Raw genomic sequence first — 13,212 nt, 5'->3', positions numbered from 1 at the left:
TTTTTTTTTGAAATTGCATCTTCGCAAAATGAATAAATCCATTCTCTTTTAACGATAAGTGTACATAAGTACAATCAGAAAGACTCTAAAACCTTTATATGGGAGGAAAATTGCCAAAATACAATGAAGGCGAATTGGTTGAAATGCTGCGAAGGCAAGATCGTCAAGCATTCAATTATTTATACGACAACTACTCCGATGCTTTGTATGGCATAGTGTTGAAGGTCGTTCGCTCAGAAGAAACGGCACAAGACTTGTTGCAAGAAATCTTCGTTAAAATCTGGAAAAATATTTCCCAATACGATGTGGGAAAGGGACGGTTGTTTACTTGGATGCTCAATATCGCACGTAACACTTCTATCGACTACTTAAGGGTCAATCGTCCAGAAATCCAAGAGATTGATTCTGCCGTATATTGGGTAGAAGGGAATCAAAACATCTACAACGAGCTAGATAGCAACGAGCTGCGTGAAATAGTTTCGCAACTCAAACCGGAGCAGCAGACGCTGATTGAAATGGTATATTGGGGAGGTTACACGCATGAGGAGGCCGCCCAGCGGCTTAGCATGCCCCTTGGAACGGTAAAAACTCGTGTAAGAAGTGCCCTCAGGGATTTAAGAAAATTTTTTAGTTCATGATTAACACAAAAGAATATATCGAATCGGGGGTTTTGGAAGACTACCTTTCGGGCAATGTTTCAGAACAAGAGCGTCGAGAAGTGGAGTGCCTTTCTAAAATCTATCCTGAAATAAAGGCTGAGCTTGAACAACTTAGTGAAGCAGTCGAACGCTATGCTTTTGCCCATAGTGTGTCTCCTCCTGCGTCGCTTAAAGAGAAAATTATGGCGCAATTGGAATTTAAAGAGGAAGAAGTTCAAGAAGAAGTAAGTACTGAAGACGAGACGCCGGTATTACCGCTCAATTCCCGCAATAATTCGTTTCAGTGGGGATGGGTTGCTGCCGCTTCGGTAGCCGCATTGATTGGCTCGGTAGTGTACTTTAATGCTAAAGTAGATACCCTATCTCAAACAGTAGCAAAGCAGCAAACTGAGTTGCAACAACAAACACAACAGCTCCAACAGCAAACCGAGTTAGTAGCAGGGCTGAGCAGTGTCGATAATCAATTTGTGACCCTGAAAGGCGTAGAGAAGTCGCCCAGCAGTGCGGTGAGAGTAGTGTGGAATGCCAAAACCCAAGAAGTACAGCTAAATGTGCTTTCATTGCCTACACCAGCCTCCGATAAGCAATATCAGTTGTGGGCATTAGTAGGCGGCAAACCAGTAGATTTGGGGGTGTTTGATGTGACGGGTTCCTTACAAAAAATGAAAGCAATTCCGCAAGCGGATGCTTTTGCCGTGACCCTCGAACGCAAAGGAGGAAATCCAGTGCCTACTTTATCGGAGTTGTATGTGATGGGTAAGGTGACTAGCTAGGTGCTTCCTTTTAGGAACAAACAAAAAAAACTCCGCTACCAGTAGCGGAGTTTTTTTGTGACTTTTTTGATAATCAGCGTCTCTTACTTTAGGATATTGGCATCAATTACCAGCTCTTTTTCCCAAATATTCTGGTTGTTTTTAACAAAATCTTGGTACTTAGGGTGATTTTGGAAAGCAGTTATGTCATCCTGGCTACGAAAAGTAAGATAGTGCATCGCATCGTATTCAGGCTTACTAGCTACGCTCAAAGTTTTACCTCCTGAGTAAGCTACCATTTGAGGAATTTCGCGGCGCAGTTGTGCAAATTCGTTCATGTGACGCTCAATGTCAGCCACTGAAGCATCGCTTTTAAACTTGATACAAACGATTTTTTGGATGTTTGCTTTTTGGCTTGGAGTATATGCACCATAAATGATGAGCATAAAAACGCAAAGTCCAAAGATTGGTTTGATGTATCCGATGATTTTTTTCTTGTTCATGATTGAAAACTTATTGAATCGATTGAAATAACGGTAAAAACTGATTTTTAGAATACGTTGCAAAATTAACGTTTTTAAAAAATAAAATTGTATATTTTTAATAAATAATTGTATCTATTTTGTATATATACAATTTTGCCAAATCAAATTATGATGATATTAAAATGTTCAAAACACTCTTTTTAGATTGCTGACTACTGTTTTAAGTGAAAAAAATCAAAAAGTGCTCATTTTTCTGAATATCAGTTGTTTTGTAAGGGTAATTTTTATGTTTGATTCAATTTTTTTTATAGAAATCATATTTTATGAAGCCAAAAATCACAATTTTACAATATAGGTTTTTGGGTCAAAACAAAATAAAATTTTGTTGGATAATCCTTTTTTTGAGGATACTGAGGGCGATTAATTATAAAATGTATCTCCTCATTGGGCTCAGTTTGTTTTTTTTAGGCGCAAAAGAGCGAATGATGTGGGGTTTTTGGGCGCATCAGCGTATCAATCGCTTGGCCGTATTTACATTGCCCATTGAAATGCAGCCTTTTTTCAAAAAACATATCGCTTATCTTACCGACAATGCCGTCAATCCCGATAAGCGTCGCTACGCAGTAGTGGGAGAAGCGCCTCGGCATTATATCGATGCAGAAGCGTATGGAGATAGTGCTTTGTATAAGTTGCCCTATTATTGGCCAGATGCTGTCAAACGATACGGAGAAGATACCTTGGCTCTTCATGGAATAGTCCCGTGGGCCATTCAGATGTATAAATATCAACTTACAGAGGCATTTCGGCAACGAAACGCAAGTCGTATTCTGCGGGTAGCCGCTGACTTGGGTCATTATATTGCCGATGCCAATGTGCCATTGCATACCACTCGCAACTACAACGGACAGCTTACTGGACAGGAAGGAATCCACGCTTTTTGGGAATCACGTTTAGCGGAATTGTTTGCCGAAGAATATGATATGTTTGTAGGAGCCGCTTCTTATGAGCCTAAGGTCGCCCATAGGGCATGGCAAGCGGTACGTCAGGCCAATGCCGCTTTAGACAGTGTGTTGCGATTTGAGCGTGAGTTGTCTCAAAAAATAAGACCAGAGCAAAAGTTTGTACTTGAAGACCGGAATGGGGTAATTGTAAAAACCTATTCTCGCGAATTTAGCCAAAAGTATCATCAAATGCTCGACCGACAAGTGGAGCGGCAAATGAGGACATCAGTGAAGATGATAGGCGATTTTTGGTATACATGCTGGGTGGATGCAGGACAGCCTGATATGGTGTCTTTGGCAACGCTGAAAGAAAATCAAGAAGAACAGACGGCAGAAGAGGATGAAAAACGAAACTGGCTAAAACGCTTATTGAATGTACGTTCGGAAGCCGAAAACTAAAATCAGTGATTATATATTTGTCAAGGGATTCTTTAAGAATGGACAACAAAACTATTGCTAATTCCGCAACATATGGAAACTCTTGCCCGCGAAAACCTTGCTGAATGGAAACGTATATTGGCTTATTGGGAAAAGTACACGCCCGATTATGAGCGGGGAGGATTCCACGGTCGTGTTACCTACGAAAACCAGCCTGTGCTAGATGCTCCTCGGTCTATTATTCTTATTAGTCGTGTATTATGGACGTTCTCTTTGGCTTATCGTCACTTCAAACGCCGTAAGTATTTGGTATTGGCCGATAGAGCTTATCATTATCTCTATAATCATTTTCGTGATTCTAAAAACGGCGGGGTGTATTGGTCGGTTACGGCTTTGGGCGCGCCGCTCGAAACCCGTAAGCAGCTTTATGGGCATTCTTTTGCCATCTATGGGTTGAGTGAATACTATGCGGCATCCAAGTTTTTGCCTGCTTTGGATTTTGCAAAAGAGCTTTTTCAAGTGGTAGACAAGCATGGGTACGATTCGTCTCAGGGAGGATATTTCGAGGCTTTTGGCAGTGATTGGAGTGTCGTGGATGATTTGATATTGAGTAAGATGCCTTGGAACAAATCCCAAAATACGCATTTACATATCATCGAAGCTTTTACTAATTTGTATAGAGTGTGGCCTGACGCGTTGCTGCGTCAGCGGGTGATTCATTTGACAGATGCTTTTTTGGATAAATTAATAAGTCCAGATACTTATCGATTGCGTTTGTTTTTTGACCAAAATTGGAAACCCAAAGATGAGACGATTTCTTATGGGCATGATATTGAAGCTTCTTGGCTTCTGTGGGAGACCGCCGAAGTACTTGGAGACCATGAGCGTAGCGAACGCGTCAAAAAAGTGTGTCTCAAAATGGCCGAAGCCGCATGCACTGGACTTGGCGAAGACGGGGCGTTGGACTATGAGTTTGATCCCGCTACCGGCCACCGCAACCAAGACCGGAGCTGGTGGGTACTAGCCGAGCAGATGGTAGGGTTTTTGAATGCGTATCAACTCAGCGGAGAAAGCCATTTTCGGGTAAAAGCCGATAAGAGTTGGGCGTTTATCAAGATGTATTTTATTGATCGTCAAAAGGGAGATTGGTACGGTACTGTCAAGGTAGACCATAGTCAGGTGAAAGGCGATAAAGTGAGTTTTTGGAAATGCCCTTATCACAACAGTCGCGCTTGCTATGAGGTAGTACGCCGATTAAGTAATAAACATTAAGTGAAAAGAGTGGGGGGCTAAATACAAAAACCTCCCTAAGAGGCAACTCAAGGGAGGTTTTTGATATAAAATTAAAAGTACTACTGTAAAACCACTACATCATACCCAACTGCTCTGCCGCCTTCTTTTTCTTCGAGGGTGAATTGTACCCGATCACCAATGAGTAAGTCATTGAAATCATAATCACGAAGACTTGTATAATGGAAGAATACGTTGTTGGGAGGATACTTTATAAATCCAAAACCTTCTTTTAAAGATAAAATATAACTTTCTTTACGGTGGTCGCCCGTTAAGTCAGTATCGGGCGAGACCTCTGAGGTGTTTTCGGAAGCTACTTCTCCTTGTTTAGTAAATATCTTTCCTTTGTTTCTGGGTACAAATAGTTGATTAGTAAGTGCTTCATCGCGACCATTAATGACATCTTGCATCGCAACAGGGTAGGTTACTTCGGCTAACAGGTCTTGAGAAGTGCGCGTATAAAATCTGCTACCATCCTCGTCGGTATATTCAAAATCCCAACCTAATACCATGACACGAGTCCCTAGAGTATTAAGTTTCCGAACAAGAGGTACATAATCGCCATCAGCTGCAATCAGTACCAACACATCAAAACGCTTGTAAAAAGCCATTTCAAAAGCTTCGAGTGCAAGCCAAACGTCAATTCCTTTTTCGTATTTTTTTCCAAGTGAGCTTCTTACTGGAAGATAATGAGTAGTGACACCTTCTGACATTAAGATATCGTCAAAAACGCGTTCATAATACAGTAAATCTCCTCTTTGGCTAGCTTCGCCTGCGGTGAGGCGCCCCCGAAAATAATGAGCATCAACAATTTGACATAATCTAGTTTCGCTATTTTCTAATTCGGCTACTTTTTGTCTGACAAAATCGTGAAGGCCATTGATACTAATTCGACTGCGACGTTCGTGAGTGTAATTATAGTAATTACTTACATGCAAAAAATAGTTGCCGTCATAAAATACTCCGATACGGGTTAGACTATTGGGATTTTTGTTAAACATAATTTTAAGTAAATATATAAGTTGAAAGTAGGGTATGATTGCGGGTAATTTGGTAATAATATACTGATTAAAACAAGAATACAAGTAGTCGACTTCAAAAACTTTAACCGTGATTGAAGACGGATTGTTTGAGGAAGAGACTTAGAAGGCTTTGGTCTTATTTAAGGAGATAAACGTTCGAATTTCCAATTTTGCTCGTGGGATTGGTATCTGATCCGATCATGGAGTCGGCTAGGGCGTCCTTGCCAAAATTCTATCTCGCTGGGAATCAGACGATAGCCACCCCAATGAGGAGGTCTAGGAATGGAAATATTAGCAAACTTCGCCTCATAAAAAGCAAGTTTTTGATTCAATACATCTCGGCTTTCTATTACTTTACTTTGGTCAGATACCCAAGCTCCTATCTGACTTCCTCGCGGCCGAATGGCAAAGTAAGCGTCAGACTCCGCATCACTTACTTTTTCGACTTTACCCAAAATCCGTACTTGTCTTTCTAGTTCGGCCCACCAAAAGGTGAGTGAGGCAAGGGGATTTTTTTCTAAATCGGCACTTTTATTGCTATTATAATTGGTATAAAAAACAAAACTAGAATTGTATACCTCTTTCAATAAAACAATACGGCCGTGAGGTTGCCCTTCACTATCCACGGTACTTAGGTGCATAGCGTTAGGCTCAATCACTTGGGCGTTTAGAGCTTCGTCAAACCATCTTTTAAACTGGTCAATCGGGTTTTCTAAAACATCTTGTTCCGAAAATCCGTTTAATGAATAATCTTTTCGAAGGTCTGCAATTTTGGAGGTTGGCATACGTATATTTTTTTTGAAAAACTAAAAACCTATTTTAAACACCGAAAAACGGCTATATTTATTATTTTTGCAAATCTAAGCGATGACTAGCACATTTACGATGATTAACGACGGAGCAGAACTAAGCGAAAGCGAACAACTCACTCAACAGAGTGTCGATGCCATGGAAGATTTTGAAGTGGTTGAGGAACAGTCAGTTGACTATAGTCAACTAGACAAAAACGGCTTTGTAAACTTGTTGGAAAGCCAATTGGCAATTGCAAAAAATGAAAATGCCAAGCCTGGTGATTTTAAACGGGTAGATGAAGTCCTAAAGGAGGCAAAGGTCTTTTTTGACCAAATAAAAAAATCCGAACGGGAGGAAGCATTGCAACGGTTTGTTGCTGAAAATGACTCAGAAGACGGATTTGAATTCAAGCCCGATGACTTGACGCAGCGCTTTGAGACGCTGTATCGTCAAATCAAGGACATTAAAAATCATTATTTTCAAGATTTAGAAAAATCTAAAGATAAAAACTTCGCCCTTAAAACACAGCTACTTCAACGCTTGAGAGAACTAGTGGACGCCGACGAAGTCAATACCAAAAATCCAGGTACTAGCTGGCAAGAGTTTAAGAAAATTCAGGATGAATGGAAAGCTGCGGGCAATATAGCCTCTCCACATAATAGTACCTTGTGGGCCACTTATCATGCACTTATTGATAGATATTACAGCAACAGAAATATCTATTTTGAACTTAAAGAGCTAGACCGCAAAAAAAACCTTCAGTTGAAGGCTGAGCTGGTAGAGAAGGTAGAAGCTATCGCTGAGAATCTCAAGGAAAAGTCACTAGGTAAAGCTGCGCTCGAAGAAGCTAATAGCTTGTTTGAGGAATATAAGCACATCGGACCCGGCCCCAAAGCAGAACAAGAGTTGCTGTGGCAACGCATGAAAACGGCGCTTGATTCTCTCTATGATGCTCGTAGAGCCCAATCAGAAGAGCAAAAACAAGTACTAGCTCAAAACTACGAAATCAAATCGAAGATATATGAGACCTTAGTACCCTATACGTCTTTCAATTCCAATAGTATCAATGAATGGAATGACAAGACCAAAGAGGTAGTCGCACTTCAAGAGCAATGGGTAAGTGCCAAAGGACAAATGCTACGTGAAGAAGGACGTGAGTTAAGCAAAAAATTCTGGGCTACCTTAAAAACATTCTTCCATAACAAAGGAGAGTTTTTCCGTCAATTGGAGGCTAAGAGAGAGCAAAATCTCAAACTGAAAACCGAGCTTTGTGAAGCCGTTGAAGCTATCTTGGCAACGGGCGAAGATAACTCGTCGAATACGGATAAAGTAATTGCGCTACAAAAGCAATGGAAACAAATCGGGCAAGTACCAGAGAAATTTAAAGATTCTATCTTTGATAGATTCAAGAAGGCCTGTGATGCTTACTTTGATCGCAAACGCGCTAAAAATTCAGAAGTTGAGAAAGAGTTTGTTGAAAACTTGGCTAAAAAACAAGCCATTTGTGCCAAAATAGAAGCAGGCGCTAAACCAGGTGAAGCCAATCTCAATGATCTGAATGCCTTTAAGGCAGAATGGTCGAGTGTAGGTTTTGTGCCCAAAAAAGATATGCAAAGTATCAACAAACGCTACATTGATGCCGTCAATTCCTATGTAAGTGCCATCGGGAAGCTCTCTACTAAAGAAAAAGAGCAGGTGATTTTGGAAAATGAAGTAGCTATGGCTACCGACGGCGAATCAATTCGTAGCTTGCAGCGTAAAGAAGGGGATATTCGCCGTAAAATGACTCAAATCGAAAATGATTTGACTATATGGCAAAATAATATCGAATTCTTTGGCCGCTCCAAAAATGGAGAAAAAGTGCGTGCAGAATTTGAGAAAAAAATTATAGTAGCTCAAAAGCAACTTGCTGATTTAAAGCATCAACTGAAAATTTTGCGTGAAGCACTCTAAAAAAGTTGTAATTTTTTTGCTAGAAAGCTTGCGTGATATAAACTAAACACGTACCTTTGCATCACCAAAATACGGAACGCCTCCATAGCTCAGCTGATAGAGCAACTGACTTGTAATCAGTAGGTCGCTGGTTTGATCCCGGCTGGGGGCTCCAAGAAAACCTGACAATTTCTGTCAGGTTTTTTGCTTTTATAGCCTAACCTCTATAAGTAGCGTCTTCACAAACCAATAAATTGAATGATGTAGCCGTTATAAAAAATAAAAGTGTATTCCTACCCATTATTGTTATGTTTAAAAAATTACTGCTACTGATTTTCTTGGGGATGGGTCTGGGAGGATGCTGGTATCGTCAATGCCCTATTAAAGGTTGTAAAGTTCGTCACGAACATAGCCACGGGGGACCTATTGTGCGAGGGCGAGGTACCTTTCCAAAGCCTTATTTTTTTGGACGACCGAGAACTGCCGCTGAAAAACGTGACCAAGCCAACGAAAAGCGGCGTAAGAAGGCCTAATTTTGCCTTTATGAAGTATTTGGTGTATTTTTGTACAAAAGCATTTAATTTTTGTTTATGTCAGAAAACACCAGCAACATTATCCCCATTAACATTGAGGAAGAGATGCGGACGGCCTATATTGACTACTCAATGTCGGTTATCATCTCGCGTGCGCTTCCGGATGCCCGTGATGGACTAAAGCCTGTGCACCGTCGGGTGCTTTATACGATGTACGAATCGGGCTTTTTGCATAATCGTCCCTACAAAAAATCAGCCCGTACCGTTGGAGACGTGATGGCTAAATACCACCCTCATGGTGATGCCTCTATTTATGATACCATGGTACGTCTGGCTCAGCCATGGTCGATGCGCTACACGCTGGTTGATGGGCAAGGAAACTTTGGGTCGTTGGATGGTGACTCGCCTGCAGCGATGCGTTATACAGAGTCTCGCCTAAAACGTATTGCCGAAGAAATGTTGACCGATATTAATAAAGACACGGTTAACTTCCAGCCCAACTACGACGACTCGGACGAAGAACCTACCGTTTTACCCGCCAAACTGCCCAATTTATTGCTCAATGGCTCATCGGGTATTGCCGTAGGGATGGCAACCAACATGGCACCTCATAACCTGACAGAAGTAATCGACGGGACCATCGCCTATCTTGAAAATAATGATATTACGATCCAAGAACTCATACAATATATCAAAGCCCCTGATTTTCCTACGGGGGGGATTATATATGGGTATCAAGGAGTAAGAGCTGCCTACGAAACTGGACGTGGCCGGGTTATTATGCGAGCGGTGGCTAATTTTGAGCAAACCCGCACTGGCCGTGACCAAATAGTGATTACCGAAATTCCTTACATGGTTAACAAAGCAGAGATGATCAAACGCATCGCTGATATGGTTAACGATAAAAAGCTAGAAGGAATATCGGCTATCAGAGATGAGTCAGATCGTGAGGGGATAAGGATTGTATTTGAGCTCAAAAAAGATAGTATCCCCAATATTGTCTTAAATCACCTTTATAAGTATACACCACTCCAATCGTCGTTTAGTATCAACAATGTCGCCTTGGTTAAAGGGCGACCTGCAATGTTGAATTTAAAAGACCTCATTAAGTATTATGTGGAGCATCGGTTGGAAGTGGTCACACGCCGCACACAATACGACCTAAAAGAAGCCGAGAAAAGAGCGCATATCTTGGAAGGGCTTTTGATTGCACTTGATAACTTAGACGCCGTAATCTCGCTTATTCGCAGTGCAAGAGACCCAGAAACAGCTCGTAATGGCCTCATCGAACAATTTGGCCTCAGCGAAGTGCAAGCGCGCGCGATTTTGGATATGCGTTTGCAGCGATTGACGGGTATGGAGCGTGATAAAATCGTTCAGGAATACCAAGACCTCATGAAATTGATTGAGGATTTGAAGGATATTCTTGCTAATGAAGCCCGAAAATTCCAAATCATTAAAGATGAATTGGTCGATTTAAGGGCGCGCTATGGCGATGAGCGACGTTCAAAGATTGAATACGCTGCCGAGGAGTTTGCTGATGAAGACATGATTGCGGATGAAGAAATGCTCATTACAATTTCGCATCAAGGATATATCAAACGCACACCCCTGGGCGAATACCGTACACAGGGCAGGGGAGGAGTCGGATCAAGAGGCGTTACGACCAAAGATGATGACTTTACCGAACACCTTTTCTCTGCTACTATGCTCAACTACCTACTTATTTTTACAGAATATGGTAAGTTGTTTTGGTTAAAAGTGTATGAAATACCAGAAGGAAGCAAAGTAGCAAAAGGCAGACCTATTCAAAACTTGATTAATATTGAATCTGGAGATAAGGTAAGAGCGGTAATCAATGTACGCACGCTGAGCAATGCAGATTATATCAATAACAACTACATTGTGATGTGTACAGAAGAAGGAACCATCAAGAAGACGTTGCTAGAGGCTTATTCACGTCCACGTGCGAATGGAATTGCAGCTATTACAATCAATGAAGGTGATCGACTTTTGGACGTGGCACTTACCAATGGCGACAACGAAATCATCATCGCCTCAAAAGAAGGAAAAGCGGTTCGTTTTCATGAAGGTCGAGTACGCCCAATGGGACGTACCGCCGCTGGCGTAAAAGGAATTGACTTAGGCGAAGAAGGCACTACCAATAAGGCGATTGGAATGCTTTGTGTAAGTAGCTTAGATAAGCAGCTATTGGTAGTTTCTGAAAATGGTTATGGGAAGCGTTCGCCTATTGAAGAATACCGTGTAACCAATCGCGGAGCGAAGGGCGTAACTACGTTGAACATTACTGATAAAGTAGGAAATCTAGTCGCTATCAAAGAAGTAGTGGAAAGTGACGATTTGATGATTATTAATAAATCAGGAATTGCGATTAGAATGTCGGTCTCAGAAATCAGAATCGCCGGTCGCAATACTCAAGGAGTTCGTCTCATTAAACTCACCGATGGAGACGAAATCTCCTCCGTGACGCGTATAGAAAAAGAAGAACTAGAAGCAGGGGAGGAGGGGGCTACCCCACAAACTGAGCCATCAAGCGAAATTTAATGGAATAGATTGTTGAGAAAAAATAAGTAGAATTATGAACGTAATTTATTAGTAATGAAAGCTTTCATAATTTTTATTAATCTCAACAATCTAAAAATCCATAATATCTCCCACAAAATCCCGTTTTTTGCACAAATTTTTAACATCATACTAACTTATCTCAAAATGAAAAAGTTGATTGTAACATCTGCTTTAAGTTTTTTTGCAATCACTGCCTTTGGGCAAGTGGACAAACTATTGCTAGAGCAGAAAAAAAAGGACAAAGAAAAAAGCGATAAAGCGATTACGGATCCTAAGGCCATGGCCAAATCAAGTACTTGGCTCGACCGTGGTAAGCTATATGATGAAATCGCGCGTCTTTATACAGAAATGGATTCAAGTGCAGCTCTTGTAGCCTACGACTCCTTCAAAAAAGCAGTAGAAGTGGATGCGGCTAAGCCTGGCAAAGTGACCAAAGAAGCTCAAAAATACCTCACTGGTGGAACAGATGATGCTGGTACCAACCTCGGGACGTCTTTGGTGAAACAAGGTGCCGAGAAATTTCAAATTGGAAACTATGACGGTGCTATTAAGTTTTTCAATGTTGCGCAAGAAGTAAACCCCAAAGATACGCTAGCGCCTTTGTATGGCGCTTATAGTGCCATGAAAAGTAACAAAAACGACGTAGCTGCTACGATGATGGAAAGCTATATCGATAAAGGCGGTAAGGATGCTGGTAACTTTGCAATTTTGGCGCAGCTCTATCGTATGGAGAAGCAAAATGATAAGGCGTTGGCGGTACTTGATAAAGGTATGAAAGTTTTGCCTGAAAGTAAAAATGCTTTTAAAGCTGAGCGTGTTAATGTACTGCTTGATACTCAACGGTTGGAAGAAGCGAAAGTAGCTCTAAAAGAACTCATCGAATTGGAGCCTAAAAATGCACAGTATGCGCTCAATTTGGGTATTATAAATGGAAATGAAGCTACTCAACATGCCGCAGAGATTCGTAAGCTGACTGAGTCTAGTAAAAAATTAGCTCCAATTGAGAAGAAAATCAAAGAGGCAGAAGAGACAGAGAAAGTCTTTAATGATGAAGTAAAACGTATTTCAGGTCTAATTGTAAAGCAACCTAAAAACGCTGACTTAAAGCGCCAAAAAGCAGAGCTTGAAACCAAATTGAAGGAAAATAAAGCTGCTTGGGAAGAAGCAAAAACGGAGCTAGCTCAAGCAAAAGAAGAAGCCGCTAAGCTAGGGGATGTAAGTGCTAAAATCGCCGAACTGAATCAAAAGTTAACTCTAGCTCGTACTGCCGAAAAAGAGGCTTATAACAAAGCTTTGGCTGCTGATCCAAACAATTACGATGCACTTTTCAACATGGGTGTGTTTTATTTTAACGAAGCCGTCGAGATGAAAAAAGAAATCGATAGCATGGATATGAAAGATTACAATACCAAAGGGAAAGCACTTCAAGGTAAAGTTTGTGGTAAATTCAAGCAATCAGAGCCTTATTTCATAAAAGCGAAGGCAGCTAAAGAGGAAGAACAAGTAGTTGAAATCCTTAAGCAATTGGAAATAGTAATGAAAGATTTTGAGACAAACAAAGTTGTTTGTGAAGAAGTAAAATAGCAAAAATAAGGAGCAAGGTAACTTGCTCCTTATTTTTAAATGTTTTATTTAACATAATGTAAATTATAAAACAAACTGTATATCCCTGAAATAGCTTGACACAAATTGTGTAAAGTTATGAAAGTGAGCAGCTTTATTAATTTAAAGAAAAAGTACAAAACAGGTGCCTTTCGATGGCATGTCATTGAACTGTATCGA

At 40.9% G+C, this 13,212-nt stretch carries 11 protein-coding genes and 1 tRNA gene; 9 read left to right on the top strand and 3 right to left on the bottom strand.

Features of this window, described 5'->3' with window-relative positions:
* Positions 1 to 98: 98 nt before the first annotated feature.
* Together P1X15_RS30575 and P1X15_RS30570 are read left to right on the top strand one after the other, a co-directional pair.
* Positions 99 to 638, top strand: a complete 540-nt coding sequence (locus tag P1X15_RS30575; protein WP_028667873.1) for an RNA polymerase sigma factor — start codon at positions 99 to 101, stop codon at positions 636 to 638.
* Positions 635 to 1,432, top strand: coding sequence for an anti-sigma factor (locus P1X15_RS30570; RefSeq protein ID WP_277341906.1), 798 nt, complete (start codon positions 635 to 637; stop codon positions 1,430 to 1,432). The genes P1X15_RS30575 and P1X15_RS30570 overlap by 4 nt, the downstream gene beginning before the upstream one ends.
* Positions 1,433 to 1,515: 83 nt before the next feature.
* Here P1X15_RS30570 and P1X15_RS30565 read toward each other — a convergent pair whose 3' ends face one another.
* Complete coding sequence (locus P1X15_RS30565; protein ID WP_028667871.1) at positions 1,516 to 1,914, bottom strand: Dabb family protein; 399 nt, start codon at positions 1,912 to 1,914, stop codon at positions 1,516 to 1,518.
* 413 nt (positions 1,915 to 2,327) lie between these two features.
* Here P1X15_RS30565 and P1X15_RS30560 point away from each other — a divergent pair, with 413 nt between their 5' ends.
* A complete protein-coding gene (locus tag P1X15_RS30560) occupies positions 2,328 to 3,296 on the top strand; it encodes a zinc dependent phospholipase C family protein (protein ID WP_277341905.1) in 969 nt (322 codons plus the stop codon).
* A gap of 72 nt (positions 3,297 to 3,368) precedes the next feature.
* On the top strand, positions 3,369 to 4,547 hold the full coding sequence (locus tag P1X15_RS30555; RefSeq protein ID WP_277341904.1) for an AGE family epimerase/isomerase: 1,179 nt from the start codon (positions 3,369 to 3,371) through the stop codon (positions 4,545 to 4,547).
* A gap of 80 nt (positions 4,548 to 4,627) precedes the next feature.
* Here the strand turns inward: P1X15_RS30555 and P1X15_RS30550 are convergent, their stop codons facing one another.
* A complete protein-coding gene (locus P1X15_RS30550; RefSeq protein ID WP_277341903.1) occupies positions 4,628 to 5,566 on the bottom strand; it encodes an NYN domain-containing protein in 939 nt (312 codons plus the stop codon).
* 161 nt (positions 5,567 to 5,727) lie between these two features.
* Positions 5,728 to 6,372 carry a pyridoxamine 5'-phosphate oxidase gene (gene pdxH / locus P1X15_RS30545; protein WP_277341902.1) on the bottom strand — a complete coding sequence of 215 codons (645 nt, stop codon included), beginning with the start codon at positions 6,370 to 6,372 and terminating at the stop codon, positions 5,728 to 5,730.
* 82 nt (positions 6,373 to 6,454) lie between these two features.
* Here pdxH and P1X15_RS30540 point away from each other — a divergent pair, with 82 nt between their 5' ends.
* The 5 genes from P1X15_RS30540 to P1X15_RS30520 all read left to right on the top strand — a co-directional run bounded on the left by P1X15_RS30540 (position 6,455) and on the right by P1X15_RS30520 (position 13,014).
* On the top strand, positions 6,455 to 8,332 hold the full coding sequence (locus tag P1X15_RS30540; protein WP_277341901.1) for a DUF349 domain-containing protein: 1,878 nt from the start codon (positions 6,455 to 6,457) through the stop codon (positions 8,330 to 8,332).
* Between the two features lie 78 nt (positions 8,333 to 8,410).
* Positions 8,411 to 8,486 (top strand) — tRNA-Thr (locus tag P1X15_RS30535).
* 133 nt (positions 8,487 to 8,619) lie between these two features.
* Positions 8,620 to 8,844, top strand: a complete 225-nt coding sequence (locus P1X15_RS30530) for a hypothetical protein (RefSeq protein ID WP_277341900.1) — start codon at positions 8,620 to 8,622, stop codon at positions 8,842 to 8,844.
* A gap of 57 nt (positions 8,845 to 8,901) precedes the next feature.
* Entirely contained in the window at positions 8,902 to 11,409 is a 2,508-nt protein-coding gene (gene gyrA / locus P1X15_RS30525) for a DNA gyrase subunit A (protein ID WP_277341899.1), read from the top strand.
* A gap of 165 nt (positions 11,410 to 11,574) precedes the next feature.
* Positions 11,575 to 13,014: a tetratricopeptide repeat protein gene (locus P1X15_RS30520; protein ID WP_277341898.1), complete on the top strand. Its 1,440-nt coding sequence runs from the start codon at positions 11,575 to 11,577 to the stop codon at positions 13,012 to 13,014.
* Positions 13,015 to 13,212: the final 198 nt, after the last annotated feature.

Origin of the sequence: Runella sp. MFBS21 (genome assembly GCF_029433105.1) — a bacterium.
Lineage (GTDB): Bacteria > Bacteroidota > Bacteroidia > Cytophagales > Spirosomataceae > Runella.
Note: the sequence above shows the minus strand (reverse complement) of the source record. Positions and strands in the feature narration are given on the sequence as shown.